Below are 16,266 nucleotides of genomic sequence, written 5' to 3'. Positions count from 1 at the left end.
AACAGCGCCACGAAGCGCCCTCGCAAATCACGCGAATAGGGTTTTCCCATGCGGACCGACCTCCTAACGGTCAGTCCGTTGAATCATAAAATCGAGTCCGTGGGAATCCCTGGCGACTCAACCCGACCCCAGAGCACTCTAGATGACGCCCGTGGGCATGCGCGGGGAGATGGGGGGCGCGGTGGGCGGACGCGATGCCAGGTCGGCCAGCGCGGTGCGGGCGCTCGGGTCGTCCTCGAACAGCTCCAGGAGCTGGCGCATCATCACACCTCCCAGGTCCTCGGCGTCCATGATGGTCACCGCCCGGCGATAGTAGCGCGTGACGTCGTGACCGATGCCGATGGCGGCCAGTTCGACGGTCGAGCGCGTCTCGATCATGTGGATGACGTCGCGCAGGTGCTGTTCCAGGTAGTTTCCGGCGTTGACCGACAGGGTGGAGTCGTCGACGGGGGCGCCGTCCGAGATCACCATCAGGATCCGCCGGGCCTCGGGTCGGCCCAGCAGGCGCTGATGGGCCCACAGCAGGGCCTCGCCGTCGATGTTCTCCTTCAGAATGCCCTCGCGCAGCATCAGCCCCAGGTTGAGGCGGGCGCGGCGCCAGGGCGCGTCGGCGCTTTTGTAGACGATGTGGCGCAGGTCGTTGAGGCGGCCCGGATGCGGCGGCTTGCCGTCGGCCACCCAGCTTTCGCGCGACCGGCCGCCCTTCCAGGCGGTGGTGGTGAACCCGAGGATCTCCACCTTCACGGCGCAGCGTTCCAGGGTGCGGGCCAGGATGTCGGCGCTCAGGGCCGCGACGCTGATGGGGCGTCCCCGCATGGAGCCGGAGTTGTCGATCAGCAGCGAAACCACGGTGTCGCGGAAACGCGTGTCCTTTTCCTGCTTGTAGGACAGCGAGGTCATGGGATTGGCGACCACCCGCGCCAGGCGCGCGGCATCCAGCAGGCCCTCGTCCAGGTCGAACGCCCAGGCGCGCTGCTGCTGGGCCATCAGGCGGCGTTGCATCCTGTTGGCCAGCCGGGCGACAACGCCCTGCAGATGGGCGAGTTGCCCGTCCATCTGCGCCCGCAAGCGGTTCAGTTCCTCGGGATCGGCCAGGTCGGCGGCGTCCACCACCTGGTCATGGTGGGTCGTGTACGCCCGGTACAGCGCCTGGCGGGGATCGCCGGGATCGGCGTTGTCGTGGCGCGGGCCGGAGTCCCCGCCCGGTTCCTCGGTCCCCTGGCCCAGGCGCATGGCCTCGGCGATGGAGTCCGTGTTCTCGTCGCCGCTGTCCCCCTCGCCGTCGCCGGCGTCCATCGGCGAAGGCGAGTCGGGTCCCGCCGCCGACACGGCCTGTGGCTGCTCGCCGGCGGAGCCGTCGCCGCCCTCGTCGGGAGCCTGGTCGCTGTCGCCGTCGGCGGTCTCGGACTCCGGCGCGCTGTCGTCGAATGCCTCCAGACCCAGGGCATCGATCCAGCGGCGCACGCTGCGGCAGAACGCGGTCTGATCGGTCAGCGACCCGTTCAGGGCGTCCAGGAACGCCGGATCGGACGCCAGGCGGCGCTGGGCCATGTCCAGCAGCCGCGCCCCGGATGGCCCCAGGTCGACGGCGCCGAAGCGGGCAAAGGCCAGCAACCGCGCGGCCTCGCCCGCCGGCAACTGGTCGGGGTGCGAGACCCGGTCGAAGCCGTCGGACACCAGGCGCTGTTCCAGGGCCTGCCCGATGTTCCGTGACACGCCGGCCAGGCGCCGCGCGCCGAGGGTCTCGACCCGCGCCTGCTCCAGCGTGTTGTAGACGTCGGCGGCCTCGGGGCTTGTGGGCATCAGGGCGCCATGCACCTGGCGATCATGATGACGCAACCGCATCGCCAGGCCGTCGGCGGTGGCCCGCAGGCGGGTGATTTGCTCGCCATCCAGGCGGCGGGTCGGCTGCGGCAGACGGACACCGTCCGCGCCGGCATGGGCGGTTCCGGGGGCGAAGGTGACCGGCAGGTCGGTCGACGCGGCCAGGGCGCGGAGACACGAGGCCGTGGCCCGCTTGAAGGTCTCTGTGGCGGCGTCGGCGGCGCGACCCTGAGGGGACCCGGGGCCGGTCGTGGAACTGGGGCCGTGACGGAAAGGAGCGGTCATGGGGGACCTGGGCAGTGCCTGCGGTCAGAACGCCTGACCGCGCGTGGGGGTGGCCGGCGCGCGGGCGGCCACGAGATCGGGGGCTCACGATACAGGGACCCGTCGCCCGTGCGACGGTCCGGTGTGTCTCCGTCGTGGCCCCGGTCCGAAGCCGACACCGCCGCGCCGATAAAACGATGGATCGTCCGTGGGACAGCCCGGGCGACCACCCCATCGGGGAGACGGATCACACCTAGGAGCTTCCGGCGCCAAACGCAAGCGCGATGCGGAGCGCGCTACTTCGGCACCACGTTGCCCTCGCGATCCAGCGAAAATCCCGGGCGGATGCCCACGTCCCCCAGGCTCCCCCGGGGGGGACCCCAGGGCATGCGCGGCATCGGCATCAGCGCCACGGGTCCCACCCACAGGGTCCCGTCACGGATCACCACCGCCAGGTCCAGGACGAGGTCGCCGTCGGGCGCGGGGCGCGCCAGGCTTGTGAGCAGCACCTTGGCCATGGTGGCGTCGGCGCTCCGCACCAGACGCTCTTCCCGCAGGGCGTCCACGGCCGGGACGAATCCCACGATGCGGGCCCTGAGGACGCTTTCGGGCTGCAAGGCGTGGTCAAGGACCACTTGGCCGGTCGCCTGCACCGACAACGGCGGCCAGTCGACCTCCAGGATGTCCAGCAGCAGCGACCCGCCATCGTCGCGCCAGGCGGCCAGGGCGGTGTCGAGGGGCCGGTCCTGCGGCAGGGGGCCCAGAACGCGCGCCTCCAGCCGCGCGGCCGCGATGTCCCGTCCCAACGGCAGGCGGGCCGCCGCCGGGACGGACAGCCCGGACAGCATCGCGGAGACCCGCTGCGTCACGTCATCGGCCTCGGGCTCGGCGGGACCGACGGCATCGAAGCGGGCGCTCAGCGCGTCCAGGGTGTAGGCGTCGCCCTCCAGGGCATCGGCGCCCAGGCGCGCCGATTCAAGGGTCAACTCGGCGCTGGTCAGCCGCGTGTTGGAGGAGTCAAGGCGCAGCCGCGCGGTCTCCGCCATGGCGGTCAGGGCCACCGCCGTGGACCCGACGGGGATGCGAATCGCATGGGGCGCCAGCCCGAGGTCCAGGGTCACGGCGAACGGGGTCAGGGGATTGACCTCCACCGCCAGCGACGGGGTCTGCCAGCTCCACGCGCCATGGGCGACGCTGGCCTGCGTGGACACGGCGGTCAGGCGCGCCGTGACGGTGCCGGGGAAGCCGCCGACGCGGGCCGACCGAAAGGACATCGTTACGCCCTGGGCTTCCTGCTGGGCCGCCCAGGCCTCGATGCCGCTTTGCACCATGTTGGCGACGACCATCCAGTAGACGCCGTAGGCGGCCGCCAGCGCGATCACCATCACCACCAGTCCGGTGCTGGACGGCAGCCGACGGGACCGGCGCGTGCGCCGCGCGCGGCGCCGCCTGGTGCGTTTGGCGGGCGTGTCCGGCGTGGACTCCGCCGACCGGCGATCACCGGCGTCGCGGCCACGCCGGGACGAACGGGTCCGGTCGCCCGTCTGGCGTGCGGGGGAGGACCCGGACTGGGGTTGGCGCATGCGGCTCCGCTCCTGGCGGTGGCGACGGTAATACTGGAACCGACCAGCGCGGGTCCCCGCTGGGGGCGCCGCGCCGTGCCGGTGGATGCGGGGCGGGAGGGGGTGGCCCCGGCCGATGGGTCGCTTCGTCTCCTGGCACCCGGTGGCGTCACGACCGGCATGCGGGTCGGGCGACCGTTCGCCGCTCGCGCGAAAGCGGGCGCGGACCGATCATCCCTATTGGCGGATCCCGTCCTCGGCCTACTATAGAAAGTCTGGACCGGCGTCGCCACCATGGCCGCCACCGTCCCGGATCACCATGCCCAGGAAACCGGCCCGCGCCATGACAGAGACCTCGGAGACTCCGCCCATGCCCCGTCCGGCCATGCTCCGCTTTGCGGCGGCCAGCGACCCTCGCGCCGCGACATCGGTGTCGGCCGACGGCACCCCGCCGGGGACCGACGGTCCGGAGGACGTCTGGGTGTTCGGGTATGGCTCGCTGATGTGGCGCCCCGGGTTCGACGCCATCGATCGCCGGCCGGCGCTTCTGTACGGCTATCATCGCGACATGTGCGTCCGCTCCATCCGCTACCGGGGCACGCCGGACAAGCCGGGCCTGGTGCTGGGGCTGCGGCGCGGCGGATCGTGCCGGGGCATCGCCTACCGGGTGGCGGGGGCCGCCTGGACCGGCGTGCGGGCGTACCTGTTCGAGCGCGAGATGACCACCTACGCCTATCAGCCTCGGTTCGGAGCGGTGGGTCTGGGCGACGGGCACCGGGTCAGCGGCTACACCTTCGTGGCCGATCCCGCGCATCCGCAGTATGCGGGCGATCTGGACGTGTCGGCGCGGATCGGCCTGATTCGCCAGGGCGTGGGGCCGAACGGCACGGCGCGGGACTACCTGGCCAGCACCGTGGACCACCTGGACGAGCTGGGCATCGCCGACAGTCATCTTCACTGCCTGCTGGCATGGGTCGACGGTCATGTCCCCCCGCCGGAGCCGGAGCGGAACGTCCCGGCGCCCTGAGACCACCCGACGCGATGCCGTCGCGGGGTGTCCCTGTTGCGCTTTCATGAATTCGGCGGCGGTGCCGCGCGGGCGCGTTGGCGTCGCGCGGGCGATGCCCTACGCTGCGAAGCGGCGATCCGACAGGCCCTTTCCAGCGCGGGGGAACACGCAGACCCATGGCCGACATCACCTATGTGGCCCAGATGGTCGACGCGGCCGACGGGCCGGACGCGACCTATGAATTCCAGGCCGATGAAACCATGTTCGAGCGGCCGCGCGCCGAACTCATTGCCTGCTTCATGGATTACGTCGACCATGTGGAGCTTCCCAGGGAAGACATCGGCTACGAGATCTATTCGGCCTTCAAGAACCGGGACCTGAGGGTGGTGACGGCCATGGGGACGCTGCGCCTGAGGCATGGTGACATTCCCTTCATGGTGATGATTTCGCCCAAGAAGACTCCTCTATCGTCGTAGGGCGGCGGGGCCCGCGGTCCGGTCGCGCCCGACGCCACGCCACGCGGCCTCCGCGCGATCCGCGTATCCTTGGGTTTGACGCGTCCCGCGCCAGGACACATGGTGGTCACGGTATCCCCCCGTCACGGGGGCGCCATCGTCACCATGGGCGGGAGGCGGGATGGGACGCTTCGGCAAGGGGCAGGGGGTGCGGCGGGTCGAGGACCGGCGCTTCCTCACGGGGGAGGGCCGGTACACCGACGACCTCACCATGCCCGATCTGGCCCATGGGGTGGTGGTGCGCTCGCTCCATGCCCACGGCGTGCTGCGCGCCGTGGACGTCGAGACCGCGCGGACCATGCCCGGCGTGCTGGGCGTGGTCACGGCCGCCGACCTGGACGCCGCCGGCCTGGGGGGCCTGCCCACCGCGTTTCTGGTCACGTCCCGGGACGGGCGCCGCATGACCCCGCCCGTCCGGCCGGTCCTGGCCCGGGACCGGGTGCGGTTCGTGGGCGAGCCGGTGGCCTTCGTCGTGGCCGAGACCCTGGCCCAGGCGCGCGACGCGGCCGAGGCGGTGGTGGTCGACGTCGAGCCCCTGGCGGCCGCGCCGGACATCGCCACGGCGCTCGCGACCGGCGCGCCGGTGCTGCATTCCGAGGCGGCGCCGGGCAATGTGCTGTTCGACTGGCAGACGGGCGATGCCGAGGCGGTGGCGGCCCGCTTCGCCGAGGCGGATCGGGTGGTCTCCCTGGATCTGGTCAACACCCGACTCGCGCCCACGACCCTGGAGCCGCGTGGGGCCATCGGCCGCTACGATCCCGAGGCCGGACGCTACGTCCTGATCACCGGCAGCCAGGGGTCGCACGGGCTGCGGCAGGCCCTGGCCGGCGCCGTGTTTCGGGTGCCCGAGGACCGGTTTCACGTCATCTGCCCGGATGTGGGCGGCGGCTTCGGGATGCGTCTGTTCGTCATGAACGAGCATGCCCTGGTGGTGTTCGCCGCCAGGGCCGTGGGGCGTCCTGTCAAGTGGATCGCAGAGCGTGCCGAGGGCTTCGCGTCCGACCTGCATGGGCGTGACCATCTGACCCGGGCGGAACTGGCCCTGGATGCCGAGGGACGGTTCCTGGCCATCCGCGTCGACATGCGCGCCAATCTCGGCGCCTATTGCTCCGAGCATGCGGCCTTCATCACGACCCGGGCCGGCGCGGCCATGATCGTCGGCGCCTACGATTTTGCCGCCGCCACCCTGCGCGCCCGTGGGGTGATGACCAACAGCACCCCCACCGACGCCTATCGTGGCGCCGGCCGGCCGGAGGCGGTGTACCTGCTGGAGCGTCTGGTGGACCGGGCCGCGCGCGTCCTGGACCTGCCGCCGGACGAGATCCGCCGGCGCAACCTGATCCCTACCGAGGCGCTGCCGAAGACGACGGTCCTGGGCCGGACCTATGACTCCGGGGGCTTCGCGGCCATCCTCGACCGGGCCCTCGTCAAGGCGGACCGGGCGGGTTTTCCGGCGCGGCGGGCGGCGGCGGCCGGGGCCGGGCGACTGCGCGGTCTCGGCGTGAGCTACTACGTGGAAGCCTGCGGCGGCGGGGGCGATGAGACCGCCACCCTTCAGATGGACGCCGACGGCACGGTCACGGTGCTGATCGGCACCCAGTCCACCGGCCAGGGGCACGAGACCGCCTATGCCCAGATGGTGGCCGATGCCCTGGGGGTCCCGTTGGAGGCCATCCGTGTGCGCCAGGGCGACACCGACGAGATCGCCACCGGCAAGGGGACGGGCGGGTCGCGCTCCATCCCGGTGGGCGGGGCCTCGCTGGCGGCGGCCTCGGACGAGCTGATCGCCCTGGCTTGCGCGGTGGCGGCCCGGGTGCTGGAGGCCGACGGCCCCGACGCCATCGAGCACGATCCCGACACCGGCCTGTTCCGCCGCCCGGGCACCAACCGGGCGCTGCGCTGGGCCGAGGTGGCGGCGGCCGTGGATGACCCGGCCCACCGGCCGCCCGGAGCCGACGGGCCGGGCCTGCGCGCCAGCCATGCGTGGCGCCCCCCCGAGGCCACCTATCCCAATGGCTGCCATGTGTGCGAGGTGGAGATCGACCCGGAGACGGGGACCGTCGCCCTGGTCCGCCACACCATCGTGGACGACGTCGGGGTGGTGCTCAATCCGCTGCTGCTGGAGGGCCAGATTGTCGGCGGCGCGGTCCAGGGGATCGGACAGGCGCTGTTCGAACACGTGGTCTATGATCCCGACAGCGGCCAGCTCCTGACCGGAACCTTGCAGGACTACGCCCTCCCCCGGGCCCACGACCTGCCGCCCATTGCCTTCGAGGCCGTGGAGGACTATCCCTGCCGCACCAACCCCCTGGGGGTGAAGGGCGCGGGCGAGGCCGGCACCATCGGCGCCACGCCGGCGGTGGTGAACGCCGTCCTGGATGCCCTGGCGCCCCTGGGGGTCGACCACATCGACATGCCGGCCACGCCGTTGCGCGTGTGGCAGGCCATCCAGGCCGCGCGGCGACACAAGGACACGCATGGTGGAGACGACGACGCGACCGCCGCTTGACGCCGCCGCCCTGGCGCGCCTCGCCGAGGCCCTGGTCCCGGTGATCCACGAGGCCGGCCGCGCGGTGATGGTGATCTACGACACCGATTTCCAGGTCATGACCAAGGGCGACCAGTCGCCCGTGACCGAGGCCGACGGTCGCGCCGAGGCCATCATCCTCGCGGCCCTGGCCGACCTGACGCCCGGCATTCCGGTGGCCGCCGAGGAAAGCATCGCCGAGGGCCGGATCCCCATGGTGGGCGACGGCCCGTTCTGGCTGGTCGATCCGCTGGACGGCACCAAGGAGTTCGTTAAGCGCAACGGCGAGTTCACCGTGAACATCGGCCTGGTGGTGGGCCGCCGCCCGGTGCTGGGGCTGGTGCTGGCCCCGGCGCTGGGCACCCTGTACCTGGGCCACGGACCGGGCACGGCGCGCCGCCTGGACGCGGACGGCGATGCCTCGATCCGGTGCCGCCACCCGGGGCCAGAGGGGCTGGTGGTGCTGGCCAGCCGCTCCCACGGCGAGGGCGGGGCGATGGATGCCTACCTGCGCCGCTATCCGGTGGCCGGCCGCGTCAACGCCGGCAGTTCGCTCAAGTTCTGCCGCCTGGCCGAGGGCGCGGCCGACCTGTATCCGCGCCTGGCGCCGACCTGCGAATGGGACACGGCGGCCGCCCACGCGGTGCTGCTGGCCGCCGGCGGCCGGGTGGAGACCGAGGACGGCGCCCCCCTGGGCTATGCCAAGCGCGCCGACTTCCTGAACCCCTCGTTCATCGCCTTCGGAGCCTGGACCGATGCCGACCTGGGGATCTGAGCGACGATGGGACGGCCGCCTCGTGGCCGGGCTGGTGGGGCTGCTGGCGCTGGCCGGGGCCGGGGGGGTCGCCCTGGTCGGCGGCCTGCTGTCCGGCCCGGAGGATGACGCCGTGGCCCGGGGCGCCCCGGAGGCGGCGGCGACCGGGCGAGGGCAGGCCGTGTCCTGGCCCTGGGTGGCCATCGGCCGGGTCCTGCGCAACACCGGCGGTCATTGCACCGGCACCCTGATCGCCCCCGACCTGGTGCTGACGGCCGCGCACTGCGTGTCCAACGAGACGCTGGGGGACCTGCCACCCGATAGCGTGACCTTCGCCGCCGGCTATCGGGCGGGGTCCCAGGCGGCGCTCGGCCGCGTGGCCGCCATCCTGCGCCCCGACGGCGTGGCGCCGCCGGCGGGCGACTATGCCCTGCTGCGCCTTGTCGACCCGCTCGACGTGCGACCGCTGCCGATGCTTCCCGAGGGGACGCCGCCCAAGGGGCGCGGCCTGCATGGGTGGGCGGTGATGGCCGGCTATGGCGAGGATCGGCCGCGCCGGCTGTCGGTGCGGGAGCGGTGCATGGTGTTGGGGGTGGCGAACGCGCCGCTGTGGCGCCATACCTGCGCCGGGGCGAAGGGATCGTCCGGCGGTCCCATCGTGTGGGGCCTTGTCCCGCCGCGGGACGGTGCGCCCGCGGGTGTGGAGCGGGCGCGCGTGGCCGGTATGTCCATCGGCTACGCGGAAGACGGGCCGTCGCCGCGCGGGGTGATGGTGCCCGCGCCGGTGATTCGGGACTTCATGGCGACCCTCGACGGTGCCGCGCCGATCGATTAGGGAGAGACCATCAGGCCATCAGACGATCGTCGGCGCGGATCGGGGATGCGGTCAGCCGAAGGCGCGAGAGCGGGGCCGGGGGCGCCCCAGGCGGCCGACCACCAGCAGGCTCAGGCCGACGAGGCCGACGGCCAGCCACGCAGGCAAGTCCATCACCATCCGGACGAGGATGCTGACCCAGGGTGTTCCGGCATCGGCCGTGAAGGCATGCAGCGGCTGACCCGACAACAGGGTCCAGACCTCTCCGGCGACCAGACCGCTTTGCGTTCCGGTGTTGAGAGCGAGGACCGCCTCGGCGGACGCGGCGATGAACGCCATGCCCATGAGCAGCCAGCCAAACAGTCTTAAAAACATCATGGAATCCAAGGCTCCTGCCCAGGAAACTCAACTTCGAGACTCAAAATCTGCTCTTAAACGGCCAGGATCGCAAGGCTTTATTTCAAAACTTCCGCCATAGGGAGCGCCGAGTCTGTATGCCTTTCGGGTTGCATCGGCGCACGGCCTCGGGTAAGGTCCGCGCCTTCCGGGGAAGCCCCGGGCGATGTGGAGGGATGGCCGAGCGGTCGAAGGCGCACGCCTGGAAAGTGTGTATACCCTAATCCGGTATCGAGGGTTCGAATCCCTCTCCCTCCGCCAATTTATTGTTGTTGTAAGCCGATAACCGCTTGTTTTATAAAGAACTCTTTCGGCTCCTCGCTGATTTCTTACCTCAGTCCGTCGGCTGTGCTACACCTTTTGCTGCACAGACTGCAGCACAAGGAGAGGCGCGGTGAGCATTCTCCTGAGGGGCAAGACTTATCACTTGCGGCGAAGAGTGCCCCGTCGATACGAGACGGTGGAACCGCGCAAGACGGTCTGGATTAGTCTTCATACCGATTCAGAGGCGGTGACCCTGCTCCAAAACGGTGAACACCTCCGTTAAGCTCCCTCGGGAGCGGAGAGGTGGACAATGACGAGCAAGACACGACGATCCTTCACGGACGAGTTCAAGCAGGAATCAGTGGCGCTATTGGAGAGCAGCGGCCGGCCCCACATGCCCTCATGGGGGGCAGATGGCGGCCGAACTGGGCATCCAGCCCTCCATGCTGAGGAACCTGACGCCGACGGTTCGGAGGGCCAGGGGGGACACCGCGCCCCTCCCCCGGGCAGGCGGTGATCCCGATTAGAAAAATGGTTTCTTTCGCGTGGCCCAGCCCCTCTCTGCTCTGAAAGAGACGGAGGACATGCCATGGCACGCGGCAAGACGGCGCGCAAGACCCGGGCTCTGGCCCCGATCCACCCGGATGCAGGGGCCATCGACATCGGAGCCACCATGCATATGGCGGCCGTGCCTCCCGACCGGGATCCAGACCCGGTGCGGGCGTTCGCGACGTTCACCGGAGACCTTCACCGTCTTGCCGGCTGGTTCGCCCGATGCGGTGTCAAGACGGTGGCGATGGAGTCCACCGGCGTCTCCTGGATCCCCGTTTACGAGATCCTTGAACAGCAGGGGTTCGAGGTCGTTCTGGTGAACGCCCGCGATGCCAAGCATGTCCCCGGCCGCAAAACGGACGTCAGCGACGCCCAGTGGCTGCGCCGCCTACACGAATACGGCTTGGTGCGCGGAAGCTTCCGGCCGACGGGTGACCTCGCCGCCCTGCGGGCCTTTCTGCGTCATCGGGAACGGCTTCTCGACTATGCCGCCGCGCATGTTCAGCACATGCAGAAGGCGCTGACCCAGATGAACCTCCAACTCCACCATGTCGTCACCGACATCACCGGGGCCACCGGCATGCGGATCATCCGGGCCATTGTTGCCGGGGAACGCGATCCCGCTGTTCTGGCCTCATACCGCGACCGGCGCTGCCGCGCGTCGGAGGAGACAATCGGCGCGGCCCTGGTCGGCAACCACCGTGAGGAACATGTTTTCGCGCTGGCGCAAGCCCTGGACCTGTATGACGTCTACCAGGACAAGGTCGCCGCTTGCGATGCGCGTATCGATGCGGTCCTCAAGAGGCTGCGGGCCTTGGCGAACAAGCCGGTGGGGACCCTGCCGCCGCCCCGCCACACGGCAGCCGAACGCTTCGGCGTTCGATGTCCGGGGAGCGCTTCACGCGATCCTGGGCGTGGACCTGATCCAGATCCACGGACTTGGCCCGAGTCTGGCCCTGAAGCTGGTCGGGGAATGCGGGACGGACCTCTCTGCCTGGCCCAGTGCAAAACACGTCACGTCCTGGCTCTGTTTGGCACCCAGCAACAAGATTTCAGGCGGACAGGTTCTGTCGTCGCGGACCCGCCGCTCCAGCAATCGGGCCGCAGCCTTGCTCCGGCTTGCCGCTACAGCCTTGGGTGGAACACAGACCGCCTTGGGCGCCTTCTATCGGCGCCTCGCGGCCCGGATCGTTAAGGCCAAGGCGGTCACCGCCACGGCACGAAAGGTCGTCGTCCTCTTCTACAACGCGTTGCGCCATGGAATGACCTACGAAGATCCCGGTGCGTCCTACTATGAAGAGCGGCATCGGCGCCGGGTCCTGGCGAACCTGCGGCGGCGCGCCAAGTCACTCGGGTACACCCTCACGGAAGCCGCGCCGCCTCAGGGGATGGATGTTTCGTAGGAAACTGGTGCCGCAGGAGGGACTCGAACCCCCGACCCACGCATTACGAATGCGTTGCTCTACCAGCTGAGCTACTGCGGCACGAGGACCGCACCATAGTGGGCGGCGCGGCGCTTGACAAGCCGCGTTTCCGGGGTGCCGTCGCCGGTTCGTTTGGGCGCGCGCGGGATGTCGCGACGATTGAGAGGGGCTCCCGGCTTGGTTATGCTGTGCTGCAACACGACCGGTGACGAGCGGACAGGGCCGGGCCCTGTGTGGGCGGGTCGAGAGGATGGGCGGACGAACCATGACACGGCCACAGCCTAGGATCTATCTGGCGGGACCCGAGGTGTTCCGGGTCGACGCGCGCGCGATCGGCGAGCGCAAGCGGGCGCTGTGCGCCGAGTCCGGGCTGGAGGGTGTGTTTCCCCTGGATGGCGTGCCGCCCGGAGAGCCCCCGCCGACTCCGGACAGCGGACTGGCCATCGCCCGGCACTGTTTCGCGGCCCTGGACCGCTGCGACGCCATGATCGCCAACATCACACCCTTTCGGAGCCCGAGCGGCGACGTGGGCACGGCCGTGGAGATGGGCTACATGCGCGGGCTGGGGCGGCCGGTGGTCGCCTACAGCAACACGGCCCTGCCCTACGTGGAGCGGGTGGCCATCGCCATTGGCGGCGGGCTGCCCAAGCGCGAGGACGGGACCCCCGTGGACCTGGAGGACATGGCGGTGGAGTCCTTCGGCCTGGCCGACAACCTGATGGTGGACGGCTGCGCCGCTTCGGAGCCGCGGGGCGCGCCCGTGATCACCCGCCAGACCCCTTTCGCAGCGCGCTGGACCGACTTGACGGCCTTCACCGAGGCGGTCCGCCTGCTGGCCGCCCGTCTGGGGTAGGGCGGGGGAGGGTGCCCGCCACGCGGCGCGGCGCCGCGCCGCGTCCCTGCCTTGAGTGTCACGAGCCGACGCTTTCCAGGCGGTCGGAGTCGGACGCGGCCGAGGCGCGGGGCCGGACCCGGGCGGCCGGGAAGCGGAGCGTGACCGTCGTGCCCTGCTGCTCCCGGCTGGCCAGCACGATGCTGCCGCCGTGCAGTTCGATCATGGAGCGCACCAGGGCCAGCCCCAGCCCGGTTCCCTGTTCGGCGGCCTGCTTGTTGGCCTGGGCCTGCCGGAAGGGTTCCAGGACCCGTTCCAGTTCGGTCTCGGCGATGCCCACGCCGGTGTCGGCGACCACCAGGGCCAGTCCCGCGTCGGGCGTGCGCTCGGCGGTGATCCGGACACGGCCGTCGCGCGGCGTGAACTTGATGGCGTTGGACACCAGGTTCACCAGCATCTGCTTGACGGCGCGTTCGTCCGCCCACAGGTCCGGGGCCTTGTCGAGGCCCTCGGCGCCGAGCGACACGCCGCGACGCTCGGCGCTTTGCAGGGTGATGTCCAGGACGCCGGCGACGACCTCGGCCGGGACGACGCGCGCCTCGTTGAGGGTCATGCGGCCGGCCTCGATCTTGGACATGTCCAGGATGTCGTTGATGAGCGCCAGGAGGTATTCGCCGCTGCCGTGGATGTAGTCCACGTATTCGAGGTACTGGCTGGCGCCGAGTGGACCGAACAGCTGACGCTGCATGATGTCGGAAAAGCCGATCACGGCGTTCAGCGGTGTGCGCAGTTCATGGCTCATCTTGGCCAGGAACTCCGACTTCGCCCGATTGGCCCGGTCGGCCTGCTCGCGGGCCTCCTGAAGTTCGATCTCCCGCGCCTTGTGTTCGGAGACATCCTCCTGCACGCCCACCAGATGGGTGATGCGGCCCGCGTGATCGCGCACCGGGGCCACGCTGAGGCGGTTCCAGAACAGGCCGCCGTCCTTGCGATAGTTGCGCAGCAATCCATGAAAACTGTCGCGGTCCGCGAAGCCGCCCTTCAGCAGGGCGCGCAGTTCGATCAGCGGCGGCTGGTCCTCGTCTCCGCGATGCAGGAAGCTCATGTTTCGTCCCATCGCCTCGTCGATGGTGAAGCCGGTGATCCGTTCGAAGGCCGGGTTGCAGAAGACCACCGGCATGTCGCCGTCGGCCTTGGTGATGACGATGCCGTTGACCACCGCCGCCAGCGCGCGGTCGCGCAGCTTGAGGGTGTCCTCCATCCGCTTGCGTCGGGTGATGTCGGTGTTGGTGCCCCGGAACCCCAGCAGGTGTCCCTCGTCGTCCAGAATGGGCACGCAGTTGGAGACCAGACACACCAGGTCGCCGTCGTGGGTGCGTGTCCAGGTTTCCAGGTCGCGGATGGGCGATGTCTCCGCGACCGCGCGCGCGAAGGCCTCGGTGAAGGCGGGGACGCTCTCTTCGGCCATGAAATCCCGGAAGTGGCGGCCGATCAGCGCCTCTGGCGGGTGTCCGAGGATCAGCCGGGCCTTGCCCGAGCAGTAGGTGATGCGGCCGTCGATATCCATTTCCCAGACCCAGTCGGACATGGTCCCGACGATGTCGCGGAAGCGCCGCTCGGAGGTGGCCAACTCGGTTTCCAGGCGCTGGCGCTCGGTGATGTCCACGGCAATGGTGCCCGACCCCAGCAGGCCGTCGTTCTGATCGTAGATCGGATACTTGCGGGACAGGACGTGGCGCACCGAGCCGTCGGGATGCACCACCGGCCCCTCGCGTTCGATCACCTGGCCCCGGGGCAGGGTCTGGGCGCGACGGTCGTCCTCCATGGCGGTGCGGACCGGCTCCGTCTCCGGATCGACGTTGAAGATTTCGGCCTCGGTGCGGCCCAGCAGATCCTCGACCCGGGCATGACCGCTGGCGTCCGCGAAGGCCTGGTTGGTGGCCACCACCCGCAGGTCCAGGTCCTTGACCACCACGATGTTGTCGGCGTTCTCGACCACGGTTGCCAGGGCGTCGCGGCTGTGCTGCGCCTCGATACGGTCGGAGATATCGTAGTTGATGCCGATCAGACGTGTCGGCGTCCCGTCGGCGCCGGGGATGACGCGCGCCGAGGCGCGGACGTGACGCACCGCACCGGTGGGCAGGAGGGCGCGGAACGTGGTGTCGAAGGGCAGGCCCTCCTCCAGGGTCTGGCGGATCTCTTCTTCCACGCGGTCCAGGTCGTCGGGATGCAGGCGTCGCGCCCAGGCCCTGCGCGTGCCGCCAAACGTGTCCGGGTTGATGCCGTAGAGGGCGAACATGCGCGCGTCCCACACCAGGCTATCGGTGCGCACGTCCCAGTCCCACACGCCGATGCCGGCCGACCGGGTCGCCAGCGACAGGCGTTCCTCGCTGCTGGCCAGATCGGCCTGCTGGGCGCGGATGGCCCGGTCCGCCGCGCGCAGGATGGCATAAAGGACGATGAGAAGCAGGCCGAGCAGGCCGACGGTCGCCATGATCACCCATGCCAGGCGCGTCAGGAAGGCGGCCATGGGCGCGGTGATGTCGCGGATCACGAACAGGTGAGCGACCGCCGTGCCGGACGCGTCATGGATCGGGGCCGACAACAGGTGCCAGGCCCGATCGGCATGGACGCCCCGGCCGACCACGGCGCGGTCCAGGACGTGGTCGTGGTGGACGAGGTCGTCCCAGGCGCGGGGAAACTCGGGCAGCGTGAGATAGACCAGCGCGTGGCCGGGAAACCGGTCCCAGTCGGCGGGCCGGTTCAGCATCTCCATTCCGGTTTCCCAGCCCGCCCGGTCCAGGAACGACTTCTCGATCAGCACCGCCAGTTCGACATCGGCGCGCTGGCGGACATCGGCCAGGATGTGCTCGATCTCCATGCCCAGTTCGATGTAGCCGATCAGGGCGCCGTCGTTGTGGATGGGCCGGACCACCCGCAGCGTGAAGGTGCCCAGCGGCCCCAGTTCGATACCGGCGGCCTCCCGTCCGGCATGGGCGGCGGTGCGCGTCGTGTAGCGGTCGATGCGGTCGCCGTGGCGGTCGGGCGTGTGGACCCGCACCAGGTTCACCCGGTCGGGGCCGTGGAAGTAGAAGTGGGTGATGCCATGACGGGCCTTCAGGTCGGCGAAGACCGGGGCATGGTCGGCGAGCAGCCGGTCGCGGTCGCGGGCCGCCAGCGCGGCGCGCATGTCCGGGTTGCGCACGATCAGGGTCGTCAGGCCGGAGAGGGTCTCGCTCTGGTCCCGCAGCGCCATGTCGATGTCGCCGACCACGGATTGAAGGACCCGCACGCTGGCGTCGTTGAGCGCCGCCCGCTGGTCCGCCACCAGGACGGCGGCGAACCCGATCGCCAACAGCACCAGCACGACCGTCAACGGCAGCAGCACCCGTTGTCGTAGGGGGCGGGCCAGGATGTTGGCGGAGTCAGGACCCCGGGCGTCTGGTTGGACATCCCGCGTGCGGGCCAGAAGTCTGTCGCGAAGGGATGTCGTCATGGTGCCGGTCATGGGCTGGATATGGGCGGGACG

12 protein-coding genes, 2 tRNA genes and 2 pseudogenes are annotated in these 16,266 nt (G+C 70.3%); 11 read left to right on the top strand and 5 right to left on the bottom strand.

What is annotated here, in order from left to right:
• Positions 1–138: 138 nt before the first annotated feature.
• Together GGD89_RS11810 and GGD89_RS11805 are read right to left on the bottom strand one after the other, a co-directional pair.
• A complete protein-coding gene (locus GGD89_RS11810) occupies positions 139–2,109 on the bottom strand; it encodes a cobaltochelatase CobT-related protein (protein ID WP_184045460.1) in 1,971 nt (656 codons plus the stop codon).
• A gap of 275 nt (positions 2,110–2,384) precedes the next feature.
• Complete coding sequence (locus GGD89_RS11805; protein ID WP_184045458.1) at positions 2,385–3,671, bottom strand: DUF2125 domain-containing protein; 1,287 nt, start codon at positions 3,669–3,671, stop codon at positions 2,385–2,387.
• 322 nt (positions 3,672–3,993) lie between these two features.
• On the opposite strand from GGD89_RS11805, the gene GGD89_RS11800 reads away from it, so the two are divergent.
• The 5 genes from GGD89_RS11800 to GGD89_RS11780 all read left to right on the top strand — a co-directional run bounded on the left by GGD89_RS11800 (position 3,994) and on the right by GGD89_RS11780 (position 9,290).
• Entirely contained in the window at positions 3,994–4,677 is a 684-nt protein-coding gene (locus GGD89_RS11800) for a gamma-glutamylcyclotransferase (RefSeq protein WP_246423064.1), read from the top strand.
• Positions 4,678–4,835: 158 nt separating this feature from the next.
• Positions 4,836–5,135: a hypothetical protein gene (locus GGD89_RS11795; RefSeq protein ID WP_184045456.1), complete on the top strand. Its 300-nt coding sequence runs from the start codon at positions 4,836–4,838 to the stop codon at positions 5,133–5,135.
• A gap of 160 nt (positions 5,136–5,295) precedes the next feature.
• A complete protein-coding gene (locus tag GGD89_RS11790) occupies positions 5,296–7,683 on the top strand; it encodes a xanthine dehydrogenase family protein molybdopterin-binding subunit (protein WP_184045454.1) in 2,388 nt (795 codons plus the stop codon).
• Positions 7,652–8,476: a 3'(2'),5'-bisphosphate nucleotidase CysQ gene (gene cysQ, locus GGD89_RS11785; protein WP_184045452.1), complete on the top strand. Its 825-nt coding sequence runs from the start codon at positions 7,652–7,654 to the stop codon at positions 8,474–8,476. Before GGD89_RS11790 ends, cysQ begins: the two co-directional genes overlap by 32 nt.
• A 22-nt stretch (positions 8,477–8,498) precedes the next feature.
• Positions 8,499–9,290 (top strand): trypsin-like serine protease, encoded by a 792-nt coding sequence (locus GGD89_RS11780; RefSeq protein WP_221238434.1) that lies wholly within the window; start codon positions 8,499–8,501, stop codon positions 9,288–9,290.
• Positions 9,291–9,341: 51 nt separating this feature from the next.
• Here the strand turns inward: GGD89_RS11780 and GGD89_RS11775 are convergent, their stop codons facing one another.
• Positions 9,342–9,647, bottom strand: coding sequence for a RuvC family protein (locus GGD89_RS11775; protein WP_184045448.1), 306 nt, complete (start codon positions 9,645–9,647; stop codon positions 9,342–9,344).
• A 188-nt stretch (positions 9,648–9,835) separates the two neighbouring features.
• On the opposite strand from GGD89_RS11775, the gene GGD89_RS11770 reads away from it, so the two are divergent.
• From GGD89_RS11770 to GGD89_RS20110, 5 genes and pseudogenes are all read left to right on the top strand, one after another.
• A tRNA-Ser gene (locus GGD89_RS11770) sits at positions 9,836–9,926 on the top strand.
• Positions 9,927–10,059: 133 nt separating this feature from the next.
• Positions 10,060–10,212 (top strand): DUF6538 domain-containing protein, encoded by a 153-nt coding sequence (locus GGD89_RS20645; RefSeq protein ID WP_425503039.1) that lies wholly within the window; start codon positions 10,060–10,062, stop codon positions 10,210–10,212.
• A gap of 27 nt (positions 10,213–10,239) precedes the next feature.
• Positions 10,240–10,444 (top strand): annotated as a pseudogene (locus tag GGD89_RS20640) (transposase); the annotation flags it as partial.
• A gap of 74 nt (positions 10,445–10,518) precedes the next feature.
• Positions 10,519–11,277 (top strand): annotated as a pseudogene (locus GGD89_RS20115) (IS110 family RNA-guided transposase); the annotation flags it as partial.
• Positions 11,192–11,884 (top strand): transposase, encoded by a 693-nt coding sequence (locus GGD89_RS20110; protein ID WP_343058589.1) that lies wholly within the window; start codon positions 11,192–11,194, stop codon positions 11,882–11,884. The pseudogene GGD89_RS20115 and the gene GGD89_RS20110, both read left to right, overlap by 86 nt.
• Before the next feature lie 5 nt (positions 11,885–11,889).
• Here GGD89_RS20110 and GGD89_RS11760 read toward each other — a convergent pair.
• Positions 11,890–11,965, bottom strand: a tRNA-Thr gene (locus tag GGD89_RS11760).
• Positions 11,966–12,170: 205 nt separating this feature from the next.
• Between GGD89_RS11760 and GGD89_RS11755 the strand changes: the two genes are divergently transcribed.
• On the top strand, positions 12,171–12,758 hold the full coding sequence (locus GGD89_RS11755; RefSeq protein WP_184045446.1) for a nucleoside 2-deoxyribosyltransferase: 588 nt from the start codon (positions 12,171–12,173) through the stop codon (positions 12,756–12,758).
• A gap of 58 nt (positions 12,759–12,816) precedes the next feature.
• On the opposite strand, the gene GGD89_RS11750 is transcribed toward GGD89_RS11755, so the two are convergent.
• Positions 12,817–16,233 carry a PAS domain S-box protein gene (locus GGD89_RS11750; RefSeq protein ID WP_184045444.1) on the bottom strand — a complete coding sequence of 1,139 codons (3,417 nt, stop codon included), beginning with the start codon at positions 16,231–16,233 and terminating at the stop codon, positions 12,817–12,819.
• Positions 16,234–16,266: the final 33 nt, after the last annotated feature.

Origin of the sequence: Roseospira visakhapatnamensis (assembly GCF_014197915.1) — a bacterium.
In the GTDB taxonomy this organism is placed as follows: Bacteria; Pseudomonadota; Alphaproteobacteria; order Rhodospirillales; family Rhodospirillaceae; genus Rhodospira; species Rhodospira visakhapatnamensis.
Note: the sequence above shows the minus strand (reverse complement) of the source record. Positions and strands in the feature narration are given on the sequence as shown.

Bases quoted from the DNA above. Each gene is read 5' to 3' on its own strand.
- GGD89_RS11810 (WP_184045460.1), bottom strand. From the start codon at position 2,109: ATGACCGCTCCTTTCCGTCACGGCCCCAGTTCCACGACCGGCCCCGGG.
- GGD89_RS11805 (WP_184045458.1), bottom strand. From the start codon at position 3,671: ATGCGCCAACCCCAGTCCGGGTCCTCCCCCGCACGCCAGACGGGCGAC.
- GGD89_RS11800 (WP_246423064.1), top strand. From the start codon at position 3,994: ATGACAGAGACCTCGGAGACTCCGCCCATGCCCCGTCCGGCCATGCTC.
- GGD89_RS11795 (WP_184045456.1), top strand. From the start codon at position 4,836: ATGGCCGACATCACCTATGTGGCCCAGATGGTCGACGCGGCCGACGGG.
- GGD89_RS11790 (WP_184045454.1), top strand. From the start codon at position 5,296: ATGGGACGCTTCGGCAAGGGGCAGGGGGTGCGGCGGGTCGAGGACCGG.
- cysQ (WP_184045452.1), top strand. From the start codon at position 7,652: ATGGTGGAGACGACGACGCGACCGCCGCTTGACGCCGCCGCCCTGGCG.
- GGD89_RS11775 (WP_184045448.1), bottom strand. From the start codon at position 9,647: ATGATGTTTTTAAGACTGTTTGGCTGGCTGCTCATGGGCATGGCGTTC.
- GGD89_RS20110 (WP_343058589.1), top strand. From the start codon at position 11,192: ATGTTTTCGCGCTGGCGCAAGCCCTGGACCTGTATGACGTCTACCAGG.
- GGD89_RS11755 (WP_184045446.1), top strand. From the start codon at position 12,171: ATGACACGGCCACAGCCTAGGATCTATCTGGCGGGACCCGAGGTGTTC.
- GGD89_RS11750 (WP_184045444.1), bottom strand. From the start codon at position 16,233: ATGACGACATCCCTTCGCGACAGACTTCTGGCCCGCACGCGGGATGTC.